This is a genomic window from Cellulomonas chitinilytica (assembly GCF_016862675.1).
Lineage (GTDB): Bacteria > Actinomycetota > Actinomycetes > Actinomycetales > Cellulomonadaceae > Cellulomonas > Cellulomonas chitinilytica.
This window is the reverse complement of the sequence record NZ_BONK01000017.1, coordinates 71251-98239: the sequence shown is the minus strand read 5'-3', so window position 1 is coordinate 98239 and position 26989 is coordinate 71251. Positions and strand designations below refer to the sequence as shown.

Below are 26989 nucleotides of genomic sequence, written 5' to 3'. Positions count from 1 at the left end.
CCCGCCCGGCCCCCCTCCCGCCCGCGATCCCAGCACCGCGCCCGCCGAGAACGTGACTTCGGGGCGAGACCGTCACTTCAGAGTGCCGTTCTCACCCCGAAGTGACGGTCTCGACGACAGGCGGCGAGTGGGCGGTGGTGGGGGGATGGGTGTGTGATGGGGCCGTCCGCAGGTCACGGCAAGGAGGCTCGACATGTCGACGCACGCCGCCCCCTTCCCGCCCGGCACACCGGCGTGGGCGGACATCACCGTCCCGGACGTCCCGCGGGCGAGGGCGTTCTACGGGCCGCTGCTCGGCTGGGAGTTCGAGGTCGGCGGGCCGGCGACGGGCGGGTACGTGCAGGCGACGCTGGCCGGCCGCCGCGTGGCGGGGATGGCGGAGCCGATGGGTGAGGACCCCGCGCCGCCGTCGGCGTGGTGCGTGTACCTGGCGACCGACGACATGGCGGCGACGACCGCCGCGGTCACCGACGCGGGAGGCCGGGTGCTCGTCAGCGCGATGCCGATCCTCGACATGGGGGTCATGGCCATCTACGTGGACCCGACCGGTGCGGTGTTCGGCGGCTGGCAGCCCGGCACGCACACGGGGTGGGACGCGGTCGACGAGCCCGGCTCCGTGGTGTGGTCCGAGGTGATGACGCACGACCAGCCGGCCGCGCTGGAGTTCTACCGGCGCGTGTACGGGTGGGGGGTCGACGACATGTCGGGGCCGGGGTTCGTGTACGCGACGGTGTCGGTGGACGGGCAGACGGTCGCGGGGGTCGGCCGGTACGGCAGCCAGGCCGGCCCGGAGGCACCGGCGGCGTGGACGCTGTACTTCGGGGTGCACGACACGGACGCGTCGGCGGCGAGGGCCACGGAGCTGGGCGGCACGGTGGCGAGCCCGCCGACGGACACCCCGTACGGCCGGATGGCGCTCGTCCGGGGGCCGTTCGGCGAGGTGTTCGCGCTGATGGGGCCGACGACGTCCGTAGGCTGACCGTCGTGAGCCTGCCGTCCGACGCCTTCCGCCACGTGGCGTCGCGCCCGCACGAGCCGCTGCGCACGTTCCACCCGCGCCGCGCGCCGCTGGGCCGGGACCGTGAGGACGCGCTGGCCCGGCTGTGGCCGCGGTTCGGGTTCTCCGTGCACGACGACGCGCACGGGCCGATGCCGCGGACACCTGACGGCATGCTCGACGTGCGGGCCCTGTTCGGCCGGGACGCCCCGCTCGTGCTGGAGATCGGTTCGGGCATGGGCGAGACGACCGCCGCGATGGCCGCCGTCGACCGCGGTCGGGACTACCTCGCCCTGGAGGCGCACCTGCCGGGGGTCGCGAACCTGCTCGGGCTGGTCGAGGAGCTCGGCCTGACGAACGTCCGCGTCGGGCACGGTGACGCGCTCGACCTGGTCCGCCGCGCCCTGCCCGAGGGGTCGCTCGACGCGGTGCACGTGTTCTTCCCCGACCCGTGGCCCAAGGCCCGGCACCACAAGCGCCGGCTGGTGCAGCCCGCGCACGTCGCGCTCCTGCGGTCCCGGCTGCGGGTCGGCGGGACGCTGCACTGCGCGACGGACTGGGTGCACTACGCCGAGCAGATGCTCGAGGTGCTCACCGCCGACCCGGGCCTGGCGAACACCGCCGTCGGGTTCGTGCCGCGGCCCGCGCACCGGCCGGTGACCAAGTTCGAGCAGCGCGGCCTGGACCTGGGCCACGAGGTGCGTGACGTCGTGGTGCGGAGGGTCCGATGAGCGAGCAGGGGACGACGAGCACGGGCGACGACGCCGAGCGGGGCGGACGGGAGTTCCGGGTGCTCATCGTGCCCGGGGTCAACCCTGACCGGTGGCTGCGCGTGTGGCAGGAGCGGCTCGCGGACGTGCCGGTGCGGCTGCTGCACGCCGACCCGGCCGACGCCGTGACGACCCTGCGCGACGGCGGCACGGACGTGGCCCTCGTCCGGCTGCCGGTGGACCGCGACGGCCTGCACGTCATCCCGCTGTACACCGAGGCGACGGTCGTGATGGTGCCGAAGGACCACGTGTTCTCGGTCGCCGAGGAGGTCACCCCCGAGGACCTCGCCGACGAGACCGTGATCCGCCCCGACGACGACCTCGTCGGCTGGTCGGACGCCCCCGGCACCCCGTTCACGGGCGGAGCGGTGCCGACGACCGCCGACGCCGTGGACCTCGTCGCGGCCGGTGTCGGGGTGCTGCTGCTCCCCCAGTCGGTCGCGCGGCTGCACCAGCGCCGCGGGCTCACCGCCCGCCCCGTCGTCGACTCTCCCGGGTCGGCGATCGGCCTGGCCTGGCTCGTCGACGCGGACGACGAGCTCACCGAGGAGTTCATCGGGATCGTGCGCGGGCGCACGGCAGGGTCGTCCCGCGGCCGGGGAGCACCGCCCGCCTCGCCGAAGAAGCCGACGGCTGACGCGAAAAAGTCGGCGTCGTCGCAGCGCGGCGGGTCGACGAGAGGTCAAGGTCCTTCGTCCGGCACCGCGAAGCGGACCTCGGGGCGGGGCGCGAGCCCGAAGCGCGGCGCACGCAAGCCGCGCGGGGGCCGCTGAGGACCATGGCCGACGCCCGCGGCACGACCGGAGGCCTCGTGCGACGGCTGCGGGACGCGGGCGTGCAGCAGGTGCTGCGCCTCCAGGGAACCGGTGCGTGGCGGCTCTGGACGGCCTGCGCGACGGGGCTCGTGCGGATCGAGCCGTTCGACCGGGCCATGACCCTCGCCGCGCAGGCGTTCACGTCGATCGTGCCGGTGCTCATCGTCGCCGCCGCCTTCGGCCCGTCGCACCGTGGGCCGGGCGACGCGCTCGCCGACACCGTCGGCCTGTCCCCCGAGGCGCGGGCCTCGCTGGAGGGCAGCGTGCCGAGCGGCGCGGACGTCAGCAGCAGCATCGGTGTGGCCGGGATCCTCGTCGCGCTCATCACCGCGACGTCGTACTCACGGGCGCTGGAACGGATGTACGCGAAGATCTGGGAGGTCGAGCGGCCGGGCCTGCGGTCCGCGTGGCGGTGGCTCGCGACGATCGGCGCGGTCGTCGCCGCCGTCGCGCTCCTGCGGATCACCCGCGAGGCCACCGCCGGGGGGACCTGGTCGGGGCTCGCGGACGCCGCCGTGGAGGTCCTCGTGTGGACCGCCGTCTGGACGTTCGTGCCGTGGGTGCTGCTGCAGCACGAGGTGCCCGCCCGGGTGCTCGTGTGCGGGGGGCTGCTGTCCGCGGTCGCGCTCGCCGTGCTCGCCGCCGTCGGCGGGATCTACCTGCCGCTGGCCCTCGAGGCGGGCGCACGGCAGTTCGGGGTGCTCGGGATGACGTTCGCGTACATCGGGTGGCTGTTCGCGCTGTCGTTCGCCGTGGTCGTCGCGTCCGTGGTGGGGCGGGCGTGCGCGCTCGACGACGGGCGCCTCGGGCGGGTCGTGCGCGGGGAGCCGCTGTCCGACTGGCACGACACGGCGGACTGACGGCGCACGGACCGTGTGCGCGCCAGCCGGTGCACGGGCGACTCAGGCCCGCTCGGCCTCCGCGCGCCGGTCGGCCTCCCGCGAGCGCTGCCGGCGCTCCTCGCGGCGGACCTCGTCCTGCGTGGCCCGCTCGCGCACCAGCCACTCGGGCGGGTCGGCGACGAGCGCGGCGATCTGCTCGGTGGTCAGCGGCTCGGTGACGCCGCCGCGGGCGAGACCGCTGATCGACACCCGCAGCCGCCCTGCGACGACGTTGCGGGGGTGCGGTCCGTCGCGGCGCAGGTCCACGAGCCACTGCGGAGGGTTGCGCTGCAGCTCGGCGAGCTCCTCGCGCGTCACGGTCCCCTGCTGGAACTCCTCAGGGGTCGCCGGCAGGTACACGTCGAGCTTGGCGGCCGCCGTGGACGGCTTCATCTCCTGGGGCTTCTTGGGGGTCACCGCACCAGGGTAACGAGCGCCGCCCCCGGCCGGTCCCACGCGGGGACGGTCCGGGGGCGGGCCGAGGCCGGGCGCTCAGGCGTTCGGGTCGATGGGCGGCGTGTGCCAGATCCGGTCGATGTAGTCGCGCATGCTGCGGTCCGACGAGAAGAACCCCGACCGGGCCACGTTGAGCACCGCCGAGCGGGTCCACGCGTCCGTGTCGGCGTACGCGGCGTCGACCCGGTCCTGCGCGTCGAGGTACGCCTGGAAGTCGGCGAGCACCAGGAACCGGTCCTCCTGCAGCAGGTTCGCGACGACGGGCTCGAACACGTGCCGGTCCCCGCCGGAGAACTTCCCCGACGCGATGAGGTCGAGGGCGTGCCGCAGCGTCTTGTTCGACTCGTAGTAGGACGTCGGGTGGTAGCCGGCGTCGACGACGTCCGCGACCTCCGGCTCCGTGAGGCCGAACAGGAAGAAGTGGTCGTCGCCGACGAGCTGGCGGATCTCGACGTTCGCGCCGTCGTCCGTGCCGATCGTCAGGGCGCCGTTGAGCGCGAACTTCATGTTGCCCGTGCCGGACGCCTCCTTGCCGGCCAGCGAGATCTGCTCGGACAGGTCGGCCGCCGGGATGAGCGTCTCGGCGAGCGTCACGTTGTAGTTCGCCGGGAACGCGATGCTCAGCCGGCCCTTGACCGCCGGGTCCTCGTTGATGGTGCGGCCGACCGCGTTGATGAGCCCGATGATCTGCTTCGCCATCCGGTAGCCCGGCGCGGCCTTCGCGCCGAACGCGAACGTGCGGGGCGTGACCTTGTCGATGTCGAGCACGCCCGACGTGATCCGCTCGTACAGGGACACGACGTGCAGCAGCTTGAGGGTCTGGCGCTTGTACTCGTGCAGCCGCTTGACCATGACGTCGAGCATCGTGTCCGGGTCCAGCTCGATGCCGTCCCGCTCCCGCAGCACGTCGACGAGGCGGTGCTTGTTGTTCGTCTTGATCTCGCGGAACAGCCGCCGGAACTCGGCGTCGTCCGCGAGCGGCTCGAGCTCCTTGAGCCGCTCCAGGTCCGTGACCCAGCCGTCCCCGATCGCTCCCGTGATCAGCCCCGACAGGCCGGGGTTGGCGAGCCGGACGAACCGGCGGGGCGTGATGCCGTTCGTGACGTTCGTGAACTTCTCCGGGAAGTACTCCGAGAAGTCGTGCAGCACCTTGTCGGCCAGCAGCTGCGAGTGCAGCGCGGCGACCCCGTTGACCTTGGTGCCCGCGACCGTCGCGAGGAACGCCATCCGCACCGACCGTTCGGGGTGCTCCGCGATGATCGACATCCGCCGCACCCGCAGCTCGTCGTCCGGGTACCGCTCGCGGACCCCGTCGAGGAACTCCTCGTTGATCCGGTAGATGATCTCCAGGTGCCGCGGCAGGAGCCGGCCGAGCAGGTCCGCCGACCACACCTCCAGCGCCTCGGGGAGCAGCGTGTGGCAGGTGTACGCGAACACCTTCTGGATGACGGCCCACGCGTCGTCCCAGTTCCACTTGCGCTCGTCGACGAGGATCCGCATGAGCTCGGGGATCGCGATGACCGGGTGCGTGTCGTTGAGCTGGAAGATGATGCGCTCGGGCAGGCGGCGCAGGTCGAAGTCCTCCGGCAGCACCTCCTCGAGGAAGTTCGCGAGCGAGCACGCGACGAAGAAGTACTGCTGCTGCAGGCGCAGCTCCTTGCCCTGCGGGGTCGAGTCCTCCGGGTACAGGACCTTCGAGATGTTCTCCGCGAACGTCTGCGCCCGGACGGCCTCGGCGTAGTCGCCGGCGTTGAAGATCTCCAGGTCGAACGCTCGGGTGGCCTGCGCGCTCCACAGCCGCAGCGTGTTCACACGGCCGTTCTCGAACCCCGGGACCATGTAGTTGTACGGGACGCCCAGCACGCTCCAGCCCGGCACCCACCGGGTCCGCTCCGTGCCCTCGTCGTCGTACGTCTCCGTGTGACCGCCGAAGCTCACCGTCACCGCGGCCTCCGGGTGCGGGAACTCCCACGGCGACCCCAGGGCCAGCCAGTTGTCGGGCTTCTCCACCTGCCAGCCGTCGACGAACGTCTGCCGGAAGATGCCGTACTCGTACCGGATCCCGTACCCGATGCAGGGCACATTCATGGTGGCCAGCGAGTCGACGAAGCACGCCGCCAGCCGCCCCAGGCCGCCGTTGCCGAGACCCGGCTCCACCTCGGCGTCACGCAGCGTCGCCAGGTCGATCCCCAGGTTCCCCAGCCCCTCCTCGACCACGTCCTGCAGGCCCGACGCGAGCAGCGCGTTGTCGAGCTGCCGCCCCAGCAGGAACTCCGCCGACAGGTACGCCACCGACTTGGCCTGCAGCTCGTACTGCCGCCGCAACGTCTCCAGCCAGCGGACCATGAGGTAGTGCCGGACGGTCCTCGCCAGCGCGAGGTACTGGTCGTTGACCGAGGCCCGTGACAGGTCGACCCCCTGCCCGAAGTTGAGCTCCCGCAGGAACTCGCGCGTGAAGCCGTCGACCGTGCGCTCGCGGATGGCGATGGGTTCCGTGTTCTGGGTCACCTTTCGCACGCTAGCCACGTCCGGGGGTCGGGTGCCAGGCGAGCGGACGACGAAGTACGTCACCACGTCGCCCGGGGCGACCGTCCGCGCACGCTCGCCGACCAGGTCGCGACGGCCCGCAGGCATCGACCGCGACCACCACCGCATCAAGCGGCAGGGGTGCACCCCTCGTTCGTCGCGCGACGTTCCCGGGGTGGCCTACGCCTGCAGCACCCGCACGTCGGCTCGCGCGAGCTCCGCGAGGACGGGGTGCTGCGGGTCCGCGTCGCTGACGATGCCCGCGACCTCGTCGAGACGGAGCACCGGGAACGGCGAGGCCGCACCGATCTTCTCCTCGCTGGCCATGACCCAGGTCTGCGCCGCCCTTCGCGACAGGGTGCGCTTCATCGCCGCCTCGTCGACGTCGCCCGTCGTCAGGCCGGTGTCCGGCCGCACACCGGTGACGCCCATCAGGAACAGGTCGGCGCTCACCTGCGCCGCCGCCTCGGCCGCGGCCGCACCGGATGCCACGACCGAGTGCTTGAACAGCCGGCCGCCCAGGATGAAGACCTCGGCCGGGTGGTCGACGAGCGCGACGGCGATCGTCGGGCTGTGGGTGATCACCGTGACGTCGAGGTCGTGAGGCAGCAGCCGGGCGACCTCGAGCGCGGTCGTGCCACCGTCGAGGATGACCGTGCTCCCCGGCTGGATCAGCTCCAGGCAGGCGACGGCCACGCGGTGCTTGCTGGTGGTGGCGATCTCCTGCCGGCGTGCGTAGCTCGCGGCGGCCGGAGCTACCGGGATCGCGCCGCCGTACACGCGCCGGCACAGGCCGGCGACGGCGAGCTCGCGCAGGTCGCGGCGGATGGTGTCCTCGGACGTGTCCAGCTCGGCGGCCATGTCCTTCGCGACGAGCCGCCCGTCGACCCGCAGCCGGTCGAGCAGGAGCTCCTTGCGTTCTGAGGCCAGCCGTTGCACGTTTCTCCTTGATTGTTCCGACTCGTGCATACTACTGCACATGACGACACCACTGATGATCCTCATCGCCGGCCCCTACCGCTCCGGCACCGGTGACGACCCGGCCCTGATGGCGCAGAACCTCGCACGCCTCGAACAGGCCGCCTGGCCGATCTTCCGCAGCGGCCACATCCCGATGATCGGCGAGTGGGTGGCGCTTCCGGTGCTCAGCAGCGCCGGCGCGGACGGCCCGCTCAGCCCCCTGGCCGAGAGCGTCATGTACCCCACCGCGGAGCGCCTGCTGCAGCACTGCGACGCCGTCCTCCGCCTGGAGGGCGAGTCGACGGGCGCCGACCAGGACGTCGCAATCGCGCAGGAACGTGGACTTCCCGTGTACTACCGGGTCGAGGACGTCCCGGGCTTCGTGGCGGCTTCTCCGGTCGGGTAATAGACCGGCGGCAGCCCCGTCGGCGCTGGGAGGATCCCGCTCCATGACGCGAGAGCACCTTTCCAAGAACCTCATCAGCTGGGCGTCGATCCTGGAGCCGAACACCCGGGACCAGGCCGTCCGCACCGCGACGATGCCGTTCGTCTACCCGCACCTGGCCCTCATGCCCGACGCGCACCTCGGCAAGGGCGCGACCGTCGGCTCGGTGATCCCGACGCTCGGCGCGATCATCCCCGCGGCCGTCGGCGTGGACATCGGCTGCGGCATGATCGCCGTCCGCACGCAGTGGACGGCCGACGAGGTCCGGGCCGCCGGGTCGCTGACGACGCTGCGCGAGGCCATCGAGGCGGCCGTGCCGCTGTCGGCCGGGCAGTACAACGCGTCGCTGACGCCCACGGCCGAGGCGCGGGTGCGCGAGCTCGAGGCGCTCGCCGAGAAGGCGGGGTTCGACCCGGGGCGGTACGCGGCGAGCTGGCGGCTGCAGCTCGGGTCGCTCGGGTCCGGGAACCACTTCATCGAGGTGACGGTCGACGAGACCGGCACGGTGTGGCTGTTCCTGCACTCGGGGTCACGGGGCGTCGGCAACAAGATCGCCCAGAAGCACATCGCCGTCGCCGCGGACCTGTGCAAGAAGTGGTGGATCAGCCTGCCGGACCCGGACCTCGCCTACCTCGTCGAGGGCACCGACGAGTTCTGGGCCTACGTCCGCGAGCTGCGGTGGGCCCAGCACTTCGCCCTGCTGAACCGCGAGGAGATGATGGACCGGGTCGTGGGGGCCGTCTCCGCGCACATGGGCGAGGCCGTCGACGAGCGCGAGCGGATCAACTGCCACCACAACTTCACCGAGAAGGAGAAGCACTTCGGCAAGGACGTGTGGGTGTCCCGCAAGGGCGCCATCCACGCCGGCGCCGGGGTGCCCGGGCTCATCCCCGGGTCGATGGGGACCGCGTCGTACGTCGTCGTCGGCAAGGGCGACCGGCTGTCGCTGTGCTCGTCGCCGCACGGCGCCGGGCGCAACCACTCCCGGTCCGCCGCCCGCCGGCTGTTCACGCACGAGCAGCTCCGGGAGGCCATGGCCGGGATCGAGTACCGGGACACCGACGCGTTCATCGACGAGATCCCCGCGGCGTACAAGGACATCGACCAGGTCATGGCCGACGCCGCCGACCTCGTCGAGGTCCGGCACACGCTGCGGCAGATCCTCAACGTGAAGGGCGACTGACGCGCTCCGGCCCCCGCCCACCGGCGGGGGCCGAAGCGTGGACACCACGACGACAGACAGGGACCGCTCGATGTCTGATGGGGCCATGCGCACCCCTCACGTCACGCTGAACAACGGCGTGAAGATCCCGCAGCTCGGCTTCGGCGTCTTCCAGATCCCGCCCGACGAGACCAAGGACGCCGTCCTGCAGGCGTTCGAGGTCGGCTACCGGCACATCGACACCGCGCAGAGCTACCGCAACGAGCGCGGCGTCGGCGAGGCCCTGGCGGAGTCGGGACTGGACCGCGCCGACGTGTTCGTCACGAGCAAGCTGAACAACGCCGCGCACGCCCCGCAGGCCGCGCGCGACGCGTTCGACCGGACCCTGGACCAGCTCGGCACCGAGTACGTGGACCTGTTCCTCATCCACTGGCCGCTCGCGATGCTCAGCGACTACGTCGAGACCTGGCGGGCGCTCGAGGACGTCTACGCGTCCGGCCGGGCGAAGGCGATCGGGGTCTCCAACTTCCAGCGCGCCCACCTGCGCCGGCTGCTCGACGAGACGACCGTGGTCCCCGCGGTGAACCAGATCGAGGTGCACCCGTACCTCACTCAGACCGGGCTCCGGGCGCTCGCGTTCGAGCACGGGATCGCGGTCGAGGCGTGGTCACCGCTCGGGCAGGGTGCGGTGCTCGGCGACGAGACGATCGCGCGCATCGCGCACGCGCACGACCGCACGCCCGCCCAGGTGATCCTGCGCTGGCACCTCCAGCACGGGCACGTCGTGTTCCCGAAGTCGGTCACCCGGGCTCGCGTCGAGGAGAACTTCGACGTCTTCGGCTTCGAGCTCACCGCCGAGGACCTCACGGACATCGACGGCCTGAACCGCGACGAGCGGACCGGCCCGGACCCGGACACCTTCGACCGGATGCCCCCGGCCTGACGACTCGTCGACGTCGGTCAGAACGCCAGGACGAGGGCCAGCGGCGCGAGCACGACCAGCGCGGCCACGTGGAACAGCACCTGCTCGAGGGTCCGTCGGTGCCGTGTCAGCCACGACATCGCGGCCCAGACGACACCCGGCAGGTAGACGGCCGCCACCGCGAGCACCTGGTTCGCCAGCGGGTGCGGGTCGACCGACGTCGTGGGCAGCAGCCGATCGGACACACCGACGAGAAGGACGTCGACCAGGACCAGGTAGCCGATCGCCGCCAGCAGCGGAACGACGATGCGTGCGGCGTGCACGACCGCACGCGTGGACCCGGTCGTCGCCAGGGGGCTCAGCGTGTCGCGATCCCCCGGTGCGCCCGGGCGTTCTCGCCGGTAGGGGTGGCGAACCGGCGCCACCGCGCTGCGGCCGTTCGGCTGTTCGCCTGTCACGAGACTCCGCTCCAGAGGACGTGCACGGGTTGCACGAGCGACGGTACGGGTGGACGTGCGCCGATTTGTCCCGGTTCACCCGTGCGCGCGGTGCACGATCGAGTGATGTTCGCGTCGGCCTTCCGGACGGAGATCGTCCGGAACCGTCCCTAGCGTCCGTCGCATGACCTACGAACAGTTCGGGACACCGCTCGCCGGCACCGAGGTCGAGCACCTCGTCGGCTCCTTGGACCTGATGCGCGTCACGTTCCGCTGGAAGGCGGACGACCTCGACGCCGCGGGCCTCGACCAGACCGTCGGGGCGTCCACGCTCACCCTCGGCGGCCTGCTCAAGCACCTCGCCGCCGTCGAGGACACCTACTTCTCGTGGCACCTCGCCGGGCAGCACCCCGGACCGATCTGGCACCCCGAGAACTGGGAGGAGAACCACTCCGAGCTCCTCGCCGCCGCCGGCGACACACCCGACGAGCTCTACGCGATCTGGGACGGCGCGATGCACCGCTCCCGGTCGCGGCTGCGCGCCGCGCTCGCGGACGGCGGGCTCGACCAGCTCGTCCACCGGGCCGACGACGACGGGAACCGGTGCAGCCTGCGGCGGCTCCTGTTCGACCTCGTCCAGGAGTACGCCCGGCACGCCGGGCACGCCGACCTGATCCGGGAGGTCGTCGACGGGCGCGTCGGGGAGGACCCGCCCGACGGGTGGCTGCCGAAGGCCGGCGACCAGCTCACGTGGCTGTGGCGGGCGTGACGCCGTCCGGCGCGCCGGGGTCCGTCGAGGCGTTCGCCGCACTGTTCGGGGCGGCGCTGTCCGTGGCGCCCGTCGTCCCGCTCGTCGCGGAGGTCATCCGCCGGCCCAGCGACCGCACGGTGGCGAGCAGCTCCGGTCCCCCGACCACCCGGAACGGCACCGGCAGGACCGCGAGGCGCTCGGCGTACCAGTAGGGGTTCGACGTGGTCGCGACCAGCCGGCACGACGAGCCGTCGAGCGCCTCCAGACGCCCGATGGTCCGCGGCACCCAGGCCCGCGCCCGGTGCACGGGCGCCTGGATGACGACGTCGACGCCGAACTCCCACCCGACCGCGAGGTGCGCCTCGAGCTCGGCGACGGGGTCGAGGTCGTCGGGCGGCGTGAACGTCGCGTCGAGCAGCTCCACGCCGAGCACCCGGTCCACCCGGTACGCGCGCCGGGCGTCGGCGTGGTGCGCGTGGCAGAGCAGGTACCAGCGGCCGTGCCGCACGACGACGGCCCACGGGTCCACGTCGGTGTGCCACGTGCGACCGCTCTCCGACCGGTACTCCAGCCGCACCGAGCGGCGGGCCGTGGACGCCTCGACGAGGGTCGTCGTCGTGGCCGGGTCGGGGCGCGCCGCGCTGCCGTCGGGGGCGGGCGACACCGCCGCACGGACCGCCTGGGCGGGCTGCGCGACCGACTCGGGCAGGGACCGCAGGATCTTGCCGAGCGCGGTGCCGACGGGCGCGCCGGGGTCGGCGACGTCGTGGTGGCCGTCGAGCAGTGCCATGACCAGGGCGAGCGCCTCGTCGGCGGAGAACAGCATCGGCGGCGGCCGCACCCCGCGGCCGACCCGGTACCCGCCGTACGGGCCACGCGTCGCGACGATCGGGATGTCGGCTGCCCTGAGCGTGGCGACGTACCGCCGCGCGGCCCGCTCGGTGACCCCGAGGGCGTCCGCGAGCCGCTGCGCGGTGATCCCGGGCGACCGCTGGATCAGCTCGAGCGCGACGAGCGCCCGCGCGGTCGGGTTCTGCTCCTCGCTCACGCCACCTCCGGATCCGGACGCCTCCCGTCCGCATCCGGCCACGCTACCGACCCCGGCCCGGCCTTGGCCCTGGCCCGGGTGGGCGGGGGTTCAGTCGATCTCGCGCAGCACCACCGCGCCGCGGGCCGGGACCACGTCGCCCGACGCGTGCGGTGCCGACCGGACCAGGTCCGTGCCGGTCGCGTGCAGCGGGACGTCGGCGTCGGTGTGGTTGATCGCGAACAGCCACGACCCGTCCTGCGACGTCCGGCGCACGACGTCCAGGCCACCGGGCGACGGGACGACGGGCGCGACACCGGCGGCCGACAGCACCTGGTCCAGCAGGGCGGCGACCGACGGGGCGTCGAGCCGGGTCGCCAGGTACCAGGCGCCCCCGCCGCCGTCGACGTCGCGCCGGGTCAGCGCGGGCCGTCCGGCGGAGGGCCCGTCGACGAACGTCGTGAGGACCTCCGCACCCGGCGCCGTGAGCCGTTCGCTCCAGACGAGCCCTGCGCCGCCGTCGCTCAGCGTGACCGCACCGTCCGCAGCCAAGGGGGCGAACTCCTCGACCCGCACCCCGAGCAGGTCCCGGAACGCCCCGGGGTACCCGCCGAGGATCACGCGGTCGGCGTGGTCGACGATCCCGGAGAAGTAGGTGACGAGCACCTGCCCGCCGCGCTCCACCACGGACGACAGCCGCGCCGACAGGCCGTCGGGCGCCAGGTACAGCGTCGGCACGAGCACCACGTCGTACCCGTCGAGGGAGGACGACGCGGGCAGCACGTCGACGGCCACACCCGCGTCGAGCAGGGCGCCGTGCAGGTCGCGTGCGACGTCGAGGTACTGCACGTCGACGCTCGGGTGGGCCTCCAGGTCGGTCGCCCACCACGCCTGCGTGTCCCACAGCAGTGCGACCCGCGCGGGCGCGACGACCGACCCGCGCACCTCCGCGAGCCGCCCCAGCACCCCGCCGAGGTCGACGACCTCGCGGAACACGTCGGAGTCGCGTCCGGCGTGCGGCACCATCCCCGAGTGGTACTTCTCGGCACCGGCCCGGGACTGCCGCCACTGGAAGAACAGCACCCCGTCCGACCCCCGGGCCACGTGCTGCAACGAGTTGCGCAGCATCTGCCCGGGCTCCTTGGCGAGGTTGCGCGGCTGCCAGTTCACGGCGCTCGTCGAGTGCTCCATGAGGATCCACGGCTTGCCGCCGGCGAGCCCGCGGACCCGGTCGGCGCTGAACGCGAGCTCCGCCCAGCCGCGCGGGTCCTCGGCCCACAGGTAGTGGTCGTTGGAGACGATGTCGACGAGCGGCGTGGTCGCCTGGTAGTCGAGCTGGTGGAAGTCGCCCATGACCATGTAGTTCGTGGTGACGGGCAGGTGCGGGGTGACCTCGCGGAGCACGGCCGCCTCGGCCTCGAGGTGCGCGACGAACGCGTCGGACGAGAACCGGTCGTAGTCGAGCCGCTGGCCCGGGTTGGGGATGGTCGTGGTGCGGCGCGGGGGCAGGATCTGCTCGAACGACGTGTACCGCTGCCCCCAGAACGCGGTGCCCCACGCGAGGTTGAGGGCGTCGACGTCCGGGTACTCCTTGCCGAGCCAGTCGCGGAACGCCGCGGCGGACACGTCGCAGTAGCACCGGCCGTTGTGGCAGGCGAGCTCGTTGGACACGTGCCACATGCGGACGGCCGGGTGGTGCCCGTACCGCTCGGCGAGCACACGGGCGACTCGGGTGGCGTGCGCCCGGATGACGGGCGACGACACGCACCAGGACTCGCGGCTGCCGTGCGTGAACCGCAGGCCGTCGGCGTCGACGGGCAGCATCTCGGGGTGCGCCAGGTGCAGCCAGACTGGCGGTGCGGCGCTGGGCGTCGCGAGGTCGACGCCGATGCCCGCCTCGTGCAGCAGGTCGAGGATCCGGTCGAGCCACTCGAACTCGAACCGGCCTTCCTCGGGTTCGAGCTGCCCCCAGGAGAAGATGCCGAGGCTGACGAGGTTCACACCCGCTTCGCGCATCAGGGAGACGTCCTCGGCCCACACCTCCTGCGGCCACTGCTCCGGGTTGTAGTCGGCGCCGAACGCGATGCCGTCGGTGGGCCAGCGGCCCGTCCAGCGGCTCACCGGGTCACCGCCACGAGCACGTCCCACGAGCCGAGGGTCACGGTCTCGCCGGCGGTCAGCGAGCCGCCGCCGTCGGAAGCGGGTGGCGGGTCGGCCAGGGCGGCACCCCGCGGGGTGACGAGGACGGACAGGTCGACAGGTGCGGTCACGGTGGCGGCCTCCCAGGACCAGTTGTGCAGGACGTGGACGCGGGACCCGTCGGGCCGCGTCGAGGTGTGGACGGTGACGCTCGGCGGCAGGTCGGCCCAGCCCGCGAGGGGTGCGGGCACGAGCCAGTCGGCGAGCGACCGCGCCAGGTCGAGACCGGGGACGGTCCCCACCACGGTGACACGGCCCGAGCCGTGGGACCTCGTCGTGGCGGCGGCCCACGCCCCCAGGTGCGGGTGGTCGAACGTCGCGAGCACGTCGGCGCCGTCGGGCACGAGGCACTCGGCCCACGCGGTGGCGTCCCCGGTCAGCGCCCCGGTGACGGGCACAGGCCCGACGAGGTTCGAGAGCTCGTCGTACGAGACCCCGGCCGCCTCCGACAGCATCGCCGGCTGCACGGAAGCCCGCGCCCGCCCCTCGTGGTCCGCGTACCCGGTGCGCGGCCCGACGACGAGGTGGCCGCCGGCCTCGGCGTACCGCAGCAGCCAGGTGAGGTCCGCGTCGGACGCCGGGTAGTACCCGGCCGCGACGAGCACGGGATGCCGCTCGACGACCGCCGCGGGGTCGTCGACGAACAGGTGCTGCGGCCGGACGACCCGCACCTGCAGACCCGCGTCGAACGCCCCCCGGTAGAAGGCCCTGACGATCCTCGGGTAGCTGTTCGGGTCCCCGGTCCCGTCGTCGCGCTGCAGCGGCGGCTGGCCCGCGAGCGCGAACCGCGCGTCCGTCGAGGACAGGATCGCGACGTCCGCGTCGGGCACGGCGTCCGCGAGCGCCGGGCCGACCCGCCCGAGCTCCGCACCCAGCCCCGCGATCTCGCGGTACGCCCGCCCCGGCAGGCCGCTGTGCGGCAGGACGCCGCCCCAGTAGGTCTCGGCGCCGTAGTGCAGCGTGTGCCAGTGCCAGTACTCGATCATCCGGGCCCCCCGGGCGACGAGCGCCCACGCGGCCTGCCGCCACTGGCCCGGGTAGGCCGGGAAGTTCGTCGAGGGCCCGCCGATCGACTGCGCGTCCGTCTCGGTGACGAGGAACGGCTCCCCGCGGCTGGAGAACATGACGTCCCCGACCTGGAACAGCGCCCAGGTGCCGTACGCGGTCCAGTACTGGGCCGGCGTCTCGCTGCTCGGGTGCAGGAGCGCGTCCTGCATCCCGTAGTAGGCGTTCCCGCTGGTCACGTCCAGGACGGACGCGAGGTCGGCGTCGTCGAGCGCGGGCCGCTCGTAGGCGATGCAGGTGGTGACGAACTGGTCGTCCCGTGCGAGCGCACGCACGGCCCGGGCCTGCCAGTCGATCATCTCGGTGGTCAGGGACGCCTGGAACCGCCGCCACGCGAGGTCGTACTGCGGCTGCACGTTCCCGTCGGGCGTCCACAGGTCCGCCCAGGTGGACAGCCGGTGCGACCAGTAGACGAGCCCCCACTCCCGGTTGAGCGTCTCCACGTCGCCGTAGCGATGCCGCAGGTGGTCGACGAACCGCTCGAACACCCCGCGGTTGTGCAGCAGGTGCAGGCCGGGCTCGTTGTCGACCTGCCACCCGACGACGGCCGGGTGGTCCCGGTACCGCTCGACGACGAGCCGCAGGATCCGCTCGGCATGGAACCGGAACGCGGGGTGCGTGAAGTCGGCCTCCTGCCGGGCACCCCACCCGATGCGCTCTCCGGTGCCCAACTCCCCGGCGACCTCCGGGTACCGGCGGGCCAGCCACATCGGCACCGCGTACGTCGGGGTGCCGAGCACCACCTCGATGCCGCGGGCGTGCGCGCCGTCGAGGACGGGCTCGAGCCAGTCGAGGTCGAACCGTCCTTCGTCGGGCTCCCACGTGGACCACACCGACTCGCCGGCGCGGATCACGGTGAACCCGGCGGCCGACATGAGGTCGAGGTCCCGTTCGAGGGTCTCGGGCTTGGGGTCGTCGCCCGGCCCCGCGTACTCGTAGTAGTACGCGGCGCCGAAGCGCACCCCGCGGTGCTCCACAGCCATGTCCCGTCCTCCCCGTCAGCCCTTGACCGAACCGCTCGCGAGCCCGCTCTGCCAGTACCGCTGCAGGAACAGGAACGCGATGACGAGCGGGATGATCGAGATGAACGCGCCCGTGATGATCGTCGAGAACAGGGCCCGCGACCCCGACCCGCCGGCGGCGAGCGCCTGCCACTGCGCGAGACCCACGGTGAGCGGGTACAGGTCGGGCGAGTTGAGCATGATCAGCGGCAGGAAGTAGTTGTTCCACGTCGAGACCAGCGCGAACAGCAGCACCGTGACCATGCCCGGCACGAGCAGCCGCAGCCCGACGGTGAAGAAGATCCGCAGCTCCCCGGCGCCGTCGACGCGGGCGGCCTCGATGAGGGTGTCGTCGACCGCGTCGGCCGCGTACACGCGCATGAGGTAGACGCCGAACGGGCTGACGAGCGACGGCAGGATGACGGCCCACGGGGTGTTCGTGAGGCCCGCGTTGGCGAACAGCAGGTACGTCGGGATCGTCAGCGCGGTCGTCGGGATCATGATCGCGCCGAGGATCCCGCTGAACACGAGGTTGCCGCCGCGGAACCGGTACTTCGCGAACGCGTACCCGGCCATCGTCGCGAGGAACGCGGCGCCGACGGCGCTGGTGATCGCGTAGACGAGCGAGTTGCGCAGCCACAGCAGGTACACGCCGTCCTGCGTCGTGAACACGTCCTGGATGTTGGCCCACAGCGAGTTCGTGCCCGAGAACCACAGGCCGAAGCTCGTGAACAGGTCGGCGTTGGACTTCGTCGACGCGACGACCAGCCACCACAGCGGCAGCAGGAAGTACAGGAGCGTGACGATCATGATGATCGTGAGCAACTTGCTGCGGCGCGGCTGGTCGGACGAGTGGGTCCGGCGGCGACGCGGCGGCGGGGGCGTCTCGCGAGGGATGCCGGTGAGCACCGGCTCGGCGGTGGCGCGGATGGTCGTCATCGGGCTGCACGCTCCTTGCGCTGGGCGGACAGCTGCACCGTGTACGACACGACCATGATGACGATGCCGAGGATGAAGGCGATCGCGGCGGCGTAGTTGCTGTCCCGGTTGATGAACGCGAGGTTGTACGCGTAGAGGTTCGGCGTGTAGTCGATGCCGATCACGTTGGGCGCGAGGTTGCGCAGGATGCTCGGCTCGTTGAAGAGCTGGAACGACCCGATGACCGAGAAGATGACGGTCAGCAGGATGGCCGGCCGGATCGCGGGGATCTTGATGCTCCACGCGGTGCGGACGGTGCCGGCGCCGTCGACCGCGGCGGCGTCGAACAGCTCGCGCGGCACGGACCGCAGGGCCGCGTACAGGATGATCATGTTGTAGCCGATGAACTCCCAGCTCACGATGTTCATCAGCGAGAACAGCATCCAGTCGGCCGACAGGAACGGTGGCGCGCTCGTCCCGAGCTTGTCGGCGAGCTGCGCGAAGGGCCCGAAGTCCGGGCCGTACAGGTAGCCCCACATGAGGGCGGCAATGACGCTCGGCACGGCGTACGGGATGAAGATGCCGAGCCGCACGACCTTCTGCAGGTAGAGCACGCCCGCGTCGAGCAGCAGCGCGAACACCAGCGAGAGGCCGAGCATCACGGGCACCTGGATGAGCAGGAACAGCGCCATGCGGGCGACGCCGGACAGGAACGACGGGTCGGTCAGCGCCCGCGTGTAGTTCTCCAGCCCGACGAACGTGTTCCCCCCGACGAGCTGCTCGCGGAACAGGCTGAGGTAGCCGGAGTACACGATCGGCACGACGAGGAACAGCAGGAACAGGACGACGAACGGGGTGATGAGCACCCAGGCGGCGGCGCTCTCGCGACGGCGGAGCCGTGATGGTCCGCGACGAAGGACGGTGGGCTTCTCGGGCGCGCGAAGGTCGGCTGTGGTCATGGTGGGTCTCCTCAGGCCGGGTGCGCCGCCCCGCGGGTGTGGGCGCGGGGCGGCGCGGGGTCCCGTGCTACTTGACGGTGAAGCCCTGCTGCTTCGCGTAGCCGACGAGGTCGTCCTGCCACGCCTTGAGGGCGCCGACGACGTCCCCCTTGTCGGCGATCGCCTTGCCGACGGTCTCCTGGCCCGCCGAGTAGGCGTAGTCCATGAACGGCAGCCACCCGAAGTCCTCGGGGACGGTCGTCGAGATCTCGGCGAAGAGCTTGTTGACCTCCTGGCCGCCGTAGAACTCCGACTTCTGGTCGGCGAACTCGGGGCTGGCGAGCGTGTCGTTCGTCGTCGGGAAGAGGAACTGCTCGTTGGCCATCATGAGCGTCGACGACGGGTCGTGGTTCAGCCAGAGCGCGAACTGCGCGGCGGCGATCGGGTTCTTGGTGCTCTTCAGCACCGCGTCCGACGAGCCGCCCCAGTTGGCGGAGACGGGGTCACCGCCGGCCTCCCACTGCGGCACCTGCGCGGCGCGCCACAGGCCCGACGTGCTCTCCGCCGTCCCCTGCAGGAACACCGGGCCCCACGCGGCGGCCGGCGACCAGCTCGCGTACTTGCCGTTGGCGAGCCCCTGGTACCAGGTGTCGGTGAAGTCCGGGTCGACCGAGACGAGGTCCTTCTGGATGAGGTCCTGCCAGTACTGCGCGAGCTGCTGGGCCTTGTCGGAGTTCACGTCGATGGTGACGGTCTTGTCGCCGTCCCAGCCGAACGGGCGGGCGCCGATCTGCCACATCATCCCGGTGAACTGCCCCATGTCGTTGCCGGGCAGGTTGGTGATGTAGGTGCTCGGGTTCGCGGTGTGGATCGTCTGGGCGGCGGTCGCGAAGTCGTCCCACGTCGCGGGGACCTGGACGCCGGCGGCCTGGAAGATGTCGTCCCGGTAGAGGATCCCCATGGGGCCGGAGTCCTGCGGGATGCTCCAGATCTTCGAGCCGTCCGTGGACAGCACCTGCTTCCACACCCACGGCACGTAGTCGTCCTTGGTGTCGGCCGGGATGTACGGCGTGAGGTCGAGCAGGTTGTCGCCGAGGGCGAACGACTGCACGTGCTGGAACTCGATCTGCGTGACGTCGGGGGCGCCCTTGCCGGACTGCAGCGCGCTGCGCATCTTCTTGTAGTGGTCGGCGCCCTGGCCGACGTTGACGACCTCGACCTTGATCTGCGGGTACGCCTTCTCGAACAGGTCGACCTCCTTCTGGATGTCGGGCACCCAGGTCCAGAAGGTCAGCGTGGTCGGCGTCTGCATCGCCTTGTCGATGTCGGCCTGGCTGACGGCGGCCGTCGTCGCCTCGTCGCCACCTCCGCCGCTGCTGCACGCGGTGAGCGCGAGCGCGGCGACGGCGATCCCTGCGGTCAGTCCCGTGGCCTTGCGACGCCACGTCGTGGTTCTGGTCATGCTCCACTCCTTCGTGTTCTGCATGGTCCTGCGGGGGTCGGTCACGGTGGCCGTCTGCTTAGGCCCGCCGGTGACCCTGCGGTGCGGCTGTCGTCTCCCGGACCACGAGCTCGACCGGGACGTCCTCGCGGCGGTCCTGCTGCCGGGGGTTCTCGATGGCGTCGACGAGCAGGCCGACGCCGAAGGTGGCCAGGTGGCCGAGGTCCTGCCGGATGGTGGTGAGGGCCCGGGGCAGGTACGCGGCCTCGGGGACGTCGTCGAAGCCGACGACGCTCACGTCGCCGGGCACGTCGCGCCCCGCCTCCGTCATGGCACGCAGCACGCCGATGGCCATCTGGTCGTTGGCGACGAAGACGGCGGTGACGTCCGGGTCGGCCGCGAGGTGCACGCCCGCCTCGTACCCGGACCGTGCGGACCAGTCGCCGAAGCGGGCGGGCGGGACCTCGACGCCGGCGGTCCGCAGCGCGTCCGCCCACCCGTCGTGGCGCAGACCGCTCGAGCGCCAGCCCTGCGGCCCGGCGACGTGGTGGACCGTGCGGTGTCCGAGGCCGAGCAGGTGCTCGGTGGCCTGACGGCCGCCGCCCGCCTGGTCGGCGTCCGCGACGACCTCGTTGGACGACACCCCGTACCGGCCCGAGAGGCTGAGCAGCGGGAGCTCGCCGATGCCTCCGGGCGCGAGGCTGAACACGCCGACGGGCTCGTTGACGACGACGCCGTCGACGCCCTGGTCCATGAGGTCCCGCAGGGCCGCGGTGATCGTCTCCGGCTCGCCCTGGAGGGTGTTGACGACGGACATCGTGTAGCCGGCGCTGCGGATGGCGTGCTCGGCGGCGACCATGAGCGACGACGGGCCGTAGTCGGTCGACCCGACGGACAGGACGCCGATGGTGCGGCTGCGGCCGAGCACGAGGTTCCGGGCGGCGCGGTTGGGCCGGTAGCCGAGGGTCTTGATCGCCTCGTGCACCCGGTCGCGCACCTGGGCGCTGACGTGCGGGTCGCCGTTGATGACGCGGGACACCGTCTTCTGCGAGACACCGGCGGCCCGGGCGACGTCCATGGCGACGACGGCCTTCGGCTTGCTGGTGACGATCTCGTCGGTCACGGCGATGTGTCCCTTCTGGGCGTCCCTGTCGGATGACTACGTAGTCAAAGCCCGGCTTGACTACGTAGTCAAGTGATCCAGGTCACAAAACCGCGTCGGTTTCGACATCTGCGCCCGCGGGAGCGCGACCACGTCCCGAGGGAGCGCGACCACCGTCCGCAGGGTGGGTCGCGCGCCGCGGGACGACGTCGTCAGCGAGAAGACGGCCACCGCGGATCCGGCATGTCGGACGCCGCCGCTAGGCTCCGGCGCGCCCCGGCTCACCGCCCCCGACCCCAGGACGGCCCATGTACAGCGACACCCGCGGCGACGGCCCCGCCGTCCTGCTCGTCCACGGCTTCGGCCTCGACCACCGCTTCATGACCCCGCTCGACGCCACGATCGCCGCCGCCGGCCGGCGCCGCGTGTACGTCGACCTGCCCGGCTCGGGCCGCAGCGCGGACGTCCCCGCATCGAGCTCCGACGACGTGCTCGGCGCCCTGCTCGACCTCGTCGCCACCGAGATCGGCTCGGAGCCGTTCGCCGTGGTCGGCTCGTCGTACGGGGGGCTCCTGGCCCGCGGCCTCGCCGCCCGGCTCGGCGAGCAGGTCACCGGGCTCGCCCTCCTGTGCCCGGTCGTCGGGGCGGACGTCCGCGACGTGCCGCCGCAGCACGTCGCCGTCGAGGACCCCGCGCTGCTGTCCTCGCTCGACCCGGGCGAGGCCGCCGAGTACGCGTTCATGGCCGTCGTGCAGTCGCCCGAGACGTGGGCGCTGTTCCGCGACCACGTGCTGCCCGGCATGCGCGCCGCCTCGCCGCAGACCCTCGCGGCGGTCCGGTCCCGGTACGCGCTGTCCGACGACCCCGACACCCGGACCTTCGACGGCCCGGCGCTCGTCGTCACCGGCCGCCACGACCACGTCGTCGGGTACCGGGACGCGTTCGAGCTGCTGGAGCACTACCCCCGGGCCACGTTCGCGGTCCTCGACGACGCCGGCCACAACGCGATCCTCGAGCAGCCCGCCGTCGTCGACGCGCTGCTCACGCAGTGGCTGCACCGCCTCCCGCCCGCCTGACCTCCCCGCCTCGACCCGCAAGATCACCACTCACGGGGGACTACCGCCCGGAACCGGACAGCGGCACCATAGGCACGCCCGATTGCGACGACGCACCCGCGCACGACCGGCGACACGTCGCACCGCGGCACCGGTTCGCGGGCGGGCACCTGCAGCACCGCGAGACCCACGCCAGGGCGAAGACACCGCACCCGGCGGCACCGAGCTACGAGGCACCGACGCCGGTCCAGCAGCGGACCGGCGGCACGAGTACGGCCGGTCCGGCAGCGGACCGGCGTCCCCGCGACACCGACACTCGGCCCGGCGACACCGGGAGGGAGCGACGACGCATGACCGAACCGCGCGCGGGCGGCTACCGCGAGCCCTTGGCCGGCGAGTCCCTCGACGAGTACGAGGCCGCGCTGACGGCTGCGGAGGACGAGGTCGTCGCCGCCATCTGGCGGGCGACGCTCCGCGACGCGCTCGCGTCGCCTGCGGCTGGGCCCACCGACCCAAGGGTCGAAGAACCTGTCGACCCCGACGGCGCGAACCCCACCGAGACCTGAGGCTCGTCCGTCGAACGGGCCCCAGGCCCTCCCCGGACCGGGGTCCCATGCCACTCCAAGCGTCTCGCTGACGCGAGTGCAGCGGGACCGAGCCCATCCGTTCAGGCGTCTACGGTCACATCCCACAGACTGCGGAAGTTCGAGGCCGCATCGTGCGGATGTTCCACTCGACAATCTGCGGAAGTTCAGTCTCACAATCTGCGGATCCTGCTGCGCGCGCTCGGTCGGGGCCTGCCGGGCGTCCCTGGGGGCGGTGGACGTGGACCACTGGCCCCCTCGAGCATGACGACCTTCGCGACCTCTTGTCGGAGACGAACGGCGTGGAGGGCGAGTACGGCGTTGGCCTCTTCTGGAGCGCGGAGCACATCGGACGCGACAACGTCCTGCTCCGCACCTACCCGGACTGCCTGGATGACGGGCCAGCTCACGGTCTGACCGGCAGGGCGGATCCCGGGTGTTCCGCGGCATGACCGGCCAGTAGAGTCGACCGACGTCGAACCGCACGGACGGAGAGATCTGGCGCATGCCGGCAGACATGATCGGTCCGAGCGACCCGGCCCTACCGCCGCAGGGCGCGCCGGAGCAGCCGCTCGTCCAGGTCGGCGACATCGTCGTCTCCGCGCACTGGGTGGTCACACCGAACGGCCCAGCACCGCTGGCCGGTTCGCAGTGGACGGTCCGCGACCTGTCGTTCCCGGTCCAGAAGACCCCGACGTGGGCCATCGTCCTCGCCGTCGTCGGCTTCTTCTTCTTCCTCGGGCTCCTGTTCCTCCTGGTCAAGGAGACCCGCATGGAGGGGTACATCGAGGTCACCGTCCGGTCCGGCCACCTTGTGCACGTCACCCAGATCCCGCGGGCGTCGCCGGCCGGGTTCCAGGCGTTCGAGCAGGTCAGGTACGCACAACAGCTCGCCTGGCAGGCGGGTCAGCAGGGCTGACGACCTCAGCCCGGGAACCACCGCCGCACGTGGTCGACGATCGCGCGGTCGAACGCGTCGTCGTCGTGCCGGGCCCGCAGCCACTCCTGGAAGCTGCCGCCCGCGGTCCGGTCGAGCTCGCGACGGCACGCGGCGGTGTCGGTGACGGCCCGCAGGAGCAGCTCCTCGGCCTCCGCGGGTGTCCGGTAGAAGAACGGGAACGCGGGCGGGAGGATCGCGCGCGCCCACGGCAGGTCGGGGAACACCCCGACGGCCCCGGCGACGAGGGCCTCGATGTACTCCAGGCCGTACGACTCCTCGGTGGCGGTCGCGAGGAAGGCCGTCGTGCGGGCGAGCGCCTCCCAGTAGTCGTCGCGGCTCGCGGTGAGCGGGCCGACCCAGCACCACGGGTGCCGGGACAGCCGCATGGCCTGCTCGGACACCAGGTGGGACTCGACGAGCCGGGCCTCGACGCGGATCGGCGTGCGGCGGTGGACGCGCTCGACGACGTCGACGAACGTCGCCGGCGCCTTCCGGTCGGACAGGTAGATCGCCGGGTACAGCACGACGGGCACGTCCGGCTCGTGCCGGGGGCGCACGTGCTCCAGCCGGATGCCGAGGTTGACCCACCCGATGCGGGCCTTCTCGGCGAGCTGCTGCACGGTCCACTGCGCGACGATCTCGCGCACCTCGGTCGCGGTCCGCTCCGAGTTCGCGAACGTCGGGAACAGGGCGCACGACATGGCGAGGGCGGCACGTTCGACGCGGTGCTCGAACTGCGCGGTGTCCCACCAGACGAAGTTCATGACCTTCGGCTCGTCGCAGCCGGCACGCAGCCGGCGCCACACGCTCACCGAGTCGACGACGTCCATGTTGATGACGACCGTGTCCGCGGCGTCGACGAACTCGAGCGGCAGCATGTCGAACCCGTCGCACCGCCGCGGCCCGTCACTGATCACGAGCGCCCCGGGGAACACCCGCAGGAGGCGCCGGACCAGCGTCGCACCGGCGTCGTGCCCGGCCACCCGCCCGCCCTCGACGAGCAGGTGGCCGTAGCGGATCGCGACCCTGGTCATCGTCCCGGAGCCTCCAGGAGCGGCGCCTGCGCGGCCGCGTCGTCGGTCGCCGCAGCGTCGGGCGCGGCGCTCTCCGTCGCCTGCGTGGGCACGAGCGGGGCGGTCCCGTCGACGGCGGCGGCCGACGGATCCTCCTCGAGCGAGCTGCGGATCCGCATGCCGTAGAAGGACCGGTGCACGAAGTACGCGGAGGCGACGAAGAACACCGCCGCCAGCGTCACCGCGAGGCCGTGCTGCCCGCGGTCCGTCATGTCGACGGCGAGGTCCACGGCGAGCAGGCCGAACAGGGTCGTGAACTTGATGACCGGGTTGAGCGCGACCGAGGACGTGTCCTTGTACGGGTCGCCGACGGTGTCGCCGACGATCGTCGCGTCGTGCAGCGCGGTGCCCTTGGCGTGCAGGTCGACCTCGACGATCTTCTTCGCGTTGTCCCAGGCACCGCCCGCGTTCGCCATGAAGATCGCCTGGTAGAGGCCGAAGATCGCGATGGAGATCAGGTAGCCGATGAAGAACGACGGCTCGACGAACGCGAACGCGAGGGTGGCGAAGAAGACGCCGAGGAAGATCGTGAGCATCCCCTGCTGGGCGTACTGGGTGCAGATCTCCACGACCCGGCGGGAGTCCTCCTCGCTGGCCTTCGTCTCGCCGTCGAGCTTGATGGTGGCCTTGATGAACTCGACGGCCCGGTAGGCGCCGGTGGTGACGGCCTGGATGGACGCGCCGGTGAACCAGAAGATCATCGCGCCACCGGTGACGAGGCCGAGCAGGAACGGCGGGTGCAGGAGCGACAGGTTCTCGAGGCCCGTCGTGAGGCCGTCGGTCAGGCCGACGATGATCGAGAAGATCATCGTCGTCGCGCCCACCACGGCCGTCCCGATGAGCACCGGCTTGGCGGTCGCCTTGAACGTGTTACCGGCGCCGTCGTTCTCCTCGAGCATCCGCTTGGCGCGGTCCCACTGGGGCGTGAACCTGTAGTCCCGGTCGAGCTCGGCGTCGATGTCGTCGACGTCCTCGATGACCGACAGCTCGTAGACGCTCTGCGCGTTGTCCGTCACCGGGCCGTACGAGTCGACCGCGATGGTCACGGGCCCCATGCCGAGGAACCCGAACGCGACGAGCCCGAACGCGAACACCGACGGGGCCACCATGAGGTCGCCGAGCCCCTGCGTGCTGATGAGGTACGCGCCGCCCATGAGCCCGACGACGACCATCCCGAGCCAGTAGGCGGAGAAGTTGCCGGCGACGAGGCCGGACAGGATGTTGAGCGACGGGCCGCCCTGCCGCGAGCTCTTGACGACCTCACGCACGTGCCGGCTCTGCGTCGACGTGAATGCCTTGACCAGCTCCGGGATGAGCGCACCGGCGATCGTGCCGCACGAGACGATCAGCGCGAGCCGCCACCACTGGGCGTCGGCCCCGCTGCCGCCGAGCACCGCGGCCGTCGTCAGGAACGTCGCGACGATGCAGGCCCCGGACGTGATCCACACGAGGCTCGACAGCGGCGCCTCGAAGTCCATCCGCTCCGCGTCCCGGTACTTGCGCCGGGTCCACGCGTCGTTGACCTGGTACGACGCGGCGGCGGCCACGATCATCACGGCCCGCACGACGAAGATCCAGACGAGCAGCGTCGCCTGCACGGCGGGGTCGTGGACGCCCAGCAGGATGAACGTCACGAGCGCGACGCCCGTGACCCCGTACGTCTCGAACCCGTCGGCGCTCGGACCCACGGAGTCGCCCGCGTTGTCGCCCGTGCAGTCGGCGATGACGCCGGGGTTGCGGGCGTCGTCCTCCTTGATCTTGAACGCGATCTTCATGAGGTCGGAGCCGATGTCGGCGATCTTCGTGAAGATGCCGCCCGCGATCCGCAGCGCGGAGGCCCCGAGCGACTCGCCGATGGCGAACCCGATGAAGCACGCGCCTGCGATGTCGCTCGGCAGGGCCAGCAGGATGAGCAGCATCATCATCAGCTCGAGGCTGATGAGCACCATGCCGATCGACATGCCGGACCGCAGCGGGATGCGGTGCAGCGGCAGGGGCTTGCCGCGCAGCGACGCGAACGCGGTGCGGGAGTTGGCGAGGGTGTTGACGCGGATGCCGAACCAGGCGACCGCGTAGGAGCCGGCCATGCCGACGAGCGAGAACGCGATGACGACCGCGACCCGCCCCCAGCCGAACCCGACGAGCACCTTGTAGTAGACGACGATCACCGCGGCGATGAACACCCACAGGATCAGCAGGAACTTCCCCTGCTTCGTCAGGTACGCCTTGCACGTCGAGTAGATGAGCTCGGAGACCTCCCGCATCGACGTGTGCACCGGCAGGCTCCGCAGCTCGCGGTACACCGCCACCCCGAACGCGAGCCCCGCCATGCAGACGACGAGTCCCAGCGCGAGCAGCACCCGCCCCGAGACCCCCCAGAGCACCTCGACGCCGCCGAGGTCCGGGAGCTGGAGGCTCGCCTCCCCGCCGGCCGTGCCGATCCCCGCACCTGCTGATGTCCCGACCACGGCGTCCTCACCTCGTCACACGTCCTTCACGTGCTTGGGAACCTAGGTGCGCAGGT

At 72.0% G+C, this 26989-nt stretch carries 24 protein-coding genes; 11 read left to right on the top strand and 13 right to left on the bottom strand.

Annotated elements, in window-relative coordinates; genetic code table 11:
- Positions 1-193: 193 nt before the first annotated feature.
- Genes Cch01nite_RS20135 through Cch01nite_RS20120 form a run of 4 tightly spaced genes read left to right on the top strand, consistent with a single transcriptional unit; the run spans position 194 to position 3442 of the window.
- Positions 194-979: a VOC family protein gene (locus Cch01nite_RS20135; RefSeq protein ID WP_203758286.1), complete on the top strand. Its 786-nt coding sequence runs from the start codon at positions 194-196 to the stop codon at positions 977-979.
- Between the two features lie 5 nt (positions 980-984).
- Positions 985-1728: a tRNA (guanosine(46)-N7)-methyltransferase TrmB gene (trmB, locus tag Cch01nite_RS20130; protein WP_203758285.1), complete on the top strand. Its 744-nt coding sequence runs from the start codon at positions 985-987 to the stop codon at positions 1726-1728.
- A complete protein-coding gene (locus Cch01nite_RS20125; RefSeq protein WP_203758284.1) occupies positions 1725-2540 on the top strand; it encodes a LysR family substrate-binding domain-containing protein in 816 nt (271 codons plus the stop codon). Before trmB ends, Cch01nite_RS20125 begins: the two co-directional genes overlap by 4 nt.
- 5 nt (positions 2541-2545) lie before the next feature.
- Complete coding sequence (locus Cch01nite_RS20120) at positions 2546-3442, top strand: YhjD/YihY/BrkB family envelope integrity protein (RefSeq protein WP_203758283.1); 897 nt, start codon at positions 2546-2548, stop codon at positions 3440-3442.
- 42 nt (positions 3443-3484) lie between these two features.
- Here the strand turns inward: Cch01nite_RS20120 and Cch01nite_RS20115 are convergent, their stop codons facing one another.
- From Cch01nite_RS20115 to Cch01nite_RS20105, 3 genes are all read right to left on the bottom strand, one after another.
- Complete coding sequence (locus tag Cch01nite_RS20115; protein ID WP_203758314.1) at positions 3485-3856, bottom strand: DUF5997 family protein; 372 nt, start codon at positions 3854-3856, stop codon at positions 3485-3487.
- Positions 3857-3955: 99 nt separating this feature from the next.
- Positions 3956-6427 carry a glycogen/starch/alpha-glucan phosphorylase gene (locus tag Cch01nite_RS20110; protein ID WP_239071136.1) on the bottom strand — a complete coding sequence of 824 codons (2472 nt, stop codon included), beginning with the start codon at positions 6425-6427 and terminating at the stop codon, positions 3956-3958.
- A 198-nt stretch (positions 6428-6625) separates the two neighbouring features.
- Entirely contained in the window at positions 6626-7384 is a 759-nt protein-coding gene (locus Cch01nite_RS20105) for a DeoR/GlpR family DNA-binding transcription regulator (RefSeq protein ID WP_239071135.1), read from the bottom strand.
- Between the two features lie 40 nt (positions 7385-7424).
- Between Cch01nite_RS20105 and Cch01nite_RS20100 the strand changes: the two genes are divergently transcribed.
- The 3 genes from Cch01nite_RS20100 (at position 7425) to Cch01nite_RS20090 (ending at position 9955) form a co-directional block, all read left to right on the top strand.
- Positions 7425-7811, top strand: a complete 387-nt coding sequence (locus Cch01nite_RS20100) for a DUF4406 domain-containing protein (RefSeq protein WP_203758281.1) — start codon at positions 7425-7427, stop codon at positions 7809-7811.
- A 43-nt stretch (positions 7812-7854) separates the two neighbouring features.
- Complete coding sequence (locus tag Cch01nite_RS20095; protein WP_203758280.1) at positions 7855-9033, top strand: RtcB family protein; 1179 nt, start codon at positions 7855-7857, stop codon at positions 9031-9033.
- Between the two features lie 85 nt (positions 9034-9118).
- On the top strand, positions 9119-9955 hold the full coding sequence (locus tag Cch01nite_RS20090) for an aldo/keto reductase (RefSeq protein WP_203758279.1): 837 nt from the start codon (positions 9119-9121) through the stop codon (positions 9953-9955).
- 17 nt (positions 9956-9972) lie between these two features.
- Here the strand turns inward: Cch01nite_RS20090 and Cch01nite_RS20085 are convergent, their stop codons facing one another.
- Entirely contained in the window at positions 9973-10257 is a 285-nt protein-coding gene (locus Cch01nite_RS20085) for a hypothetical protein (protein WP_203758278.1), read from the bottom strand.
- Positions 10258-10555: 298 nt separating this feature from the next.
- Here Cch01nite_RS20085 and Cch01nite_RS20080 point away from each other — a divergent pair, with 298 nt between their 5' ends.
- Complete coding sequence (locus Cch01nite_RS20080; RefSeq protein WP_203758277.1) at positions 10556-11140, top strand: mycothiol transferase; 585 nt, start codon at positions 10556-10558, stop codon at positions 11138-11140.
- Here the strand turns inward: Cch01nite_RS20080 and Cch01nite_RS20075 are convergent.
- The 7 genes from Cch01nite_RS20075 to Cch01nite_RS20045 all read right to left on the bottom strand — a co-directional run bounded on the left by Cch01nite_RS20075 (position 11118) and on the right by Cch01nite_RS20045 (position 20834).
- Positions 11118-12170: a helix-turn-helix transcriptional regulator gene (locus Cch01nite_RS20075; protein ID WP_203758276.1), complete on the bottom strand. Its 1053-nt coding sequence runs from the start codon at positions 12168-12170 to the stop codon at positions 11118-11120. The genes Cch01nite_RS20080 and Cch01nite_RS20075 overlap by 23 nt on opposite strands.
- 90 nt (positions 12171-12260) lie before the next feature.
- A complete protein-coding gene (locus Cch01nite_RS20070) occupies positions 12261-14270 on the bottom strand; it encodes a beta-galactosidase (RefSeq protein ID WP_203758275.1) in 2010 nt (669 codons plus the stop codon).
- Complete coding sequence (locus Cch01nite_RS20065) at positions 14267-16396, bottom strand: beta-galactosidase (protein ID WP_203758274.1); 2130 nt, start codon at positions 16394-16396, stop codon at positions 14267-14269. The genes Cch01nite_RS20070 and Cch01nite_RS20065 overlap by 4 nt, the downstream gene beginning before the upstream one ends.
- Before the next feature lie 15 nt (positions 16397-16411).
- Positions 16412-17353: a carbohydrate ABC transporter permease gene (locus tag Cch01nite_RS20060; protein ID WP_203758273.1), complete on the bottom strand. Its 942-nt coding sequence runs from the start codon at positions 17351-17353 to the stop codon at positions 16412-16414.
- Entirely contained in the window at positions 17350-18291 is a 942-nt protein-coding gene (locus tag Cch01nite_RS20055) for a carbohydrate ABC transporter permease (protein ID WP_203758272.1), read from the bottom strand. Before Cch01nite_RS20055 ends, Cch01nite_RS20060 begins: the two co-directional genes overlap by 4 nt.
- 67 nt (positions 18292-18358) lie before the next feature.
- Positions 18359-19732, bottom strand: a complete 1374-nt coding sequence (locus Cch01nite_RS20050) for an ABC transporter substrate-binding protein (protein WP_203758271.1) — start codon at positions 19730-19732, stop codon at positions 18359-18361.
- Between the two features lie 58 nt (positions 19733-19790).
- Entirely contained in the window at positions 19791-20834 is a 1044-nt protein-coding gene (locus Cch01nite_RS20045) for a LacI family DNA-binding transcriptional regulator (protein ID WP_239071134.1), read from the bottom strand.
- A gap of 287 nt (positions 20835-21121) precedes the next feature.
- Here Cch01nite_RS20045 and Cch01nite_RS20040 point away from each other — a divergent pair, with 287 nt between their 5' ends.
- The 3 genes from Cch01nite_RS20040 to Cch01nite_RS20030 all read left to right on the top strand — a co-directional run bounded on the left by Cch01nite_RS20040 (position 21122) and on the right by Cch01nite_RS20030 (position 23371).
- Positions 21122-21889, top strand: a complete 768-nt coding sequence (locus Cch01nite_RS20040) for an alpha/beta fold hydrolase (RefSeq protein WP_203758270.1) — start codon at positions 21122-21124, stop codon at positions 21887-21889.
- Positions 21890-22218: 329 nt separating this feature from the next.
- Positions 22219-22434 (top strand): hypothetical protein, encoded by a 216-nt coding sequence (locus Cch01nite_RS20035; protein ID WP_203758269.1) that lies wholly within the window; start codon positions 22219-22221, stop codon positions 22432-22434.
- A 523-nt stretch (positions 22435-22957) separates the two neighbouring features.
- Positions 22958-23371 (top strand): hypothetical protein, encoded by a 414-nt coding sequence (locus Cch01nite_RS20030; RefSeq protein WP_203758268.1) that lies wholly within the window; start codon positions 22958-22960, stop codon positions 23369-23371.
- Between the two features lie 5 nt (positions 23372-23376).
- On the opposite strand, the gene Cch01nite_RS20025 is transcribed toward Cch01nite_RS20030, so the two are convergent.
- Together Cch01nite_RS20025 and Cch01nite_RS20020 are read right to left on the bottom strand one after the other, a co-directional pair.
- Positions 23377-24426 carry a glycosyltransferase family 1 protein gene (locus Cch01nite_RS20025; RefSeq protein ID WP_203758267.1) on the bottom strand — a complete coding sequence of 350 codons (1050 nt, stop codon included), beginning with the start codon at positions 24424-24426 and terminating at the stop codon, positions 23377-23379.
- The gene (locus tag Cch01nite_RS20020) at positions 24423-26933 is read right to left on the bottom strand and encodes a sodium-translocating pyrophosphatase (protein WP_203758266.1); all 2511 of its coding nucleotides are present in this window, start codon (positions 26931-26933) and stop codon (positions 24423-24425) included. Before Cch01nite_RS20020 ends, Cch01nite_RS20025 begins: the two co-directional genes overlap by 4 nt.
- Positions 26934-26989: the final 56 nt, after the last annotated feature.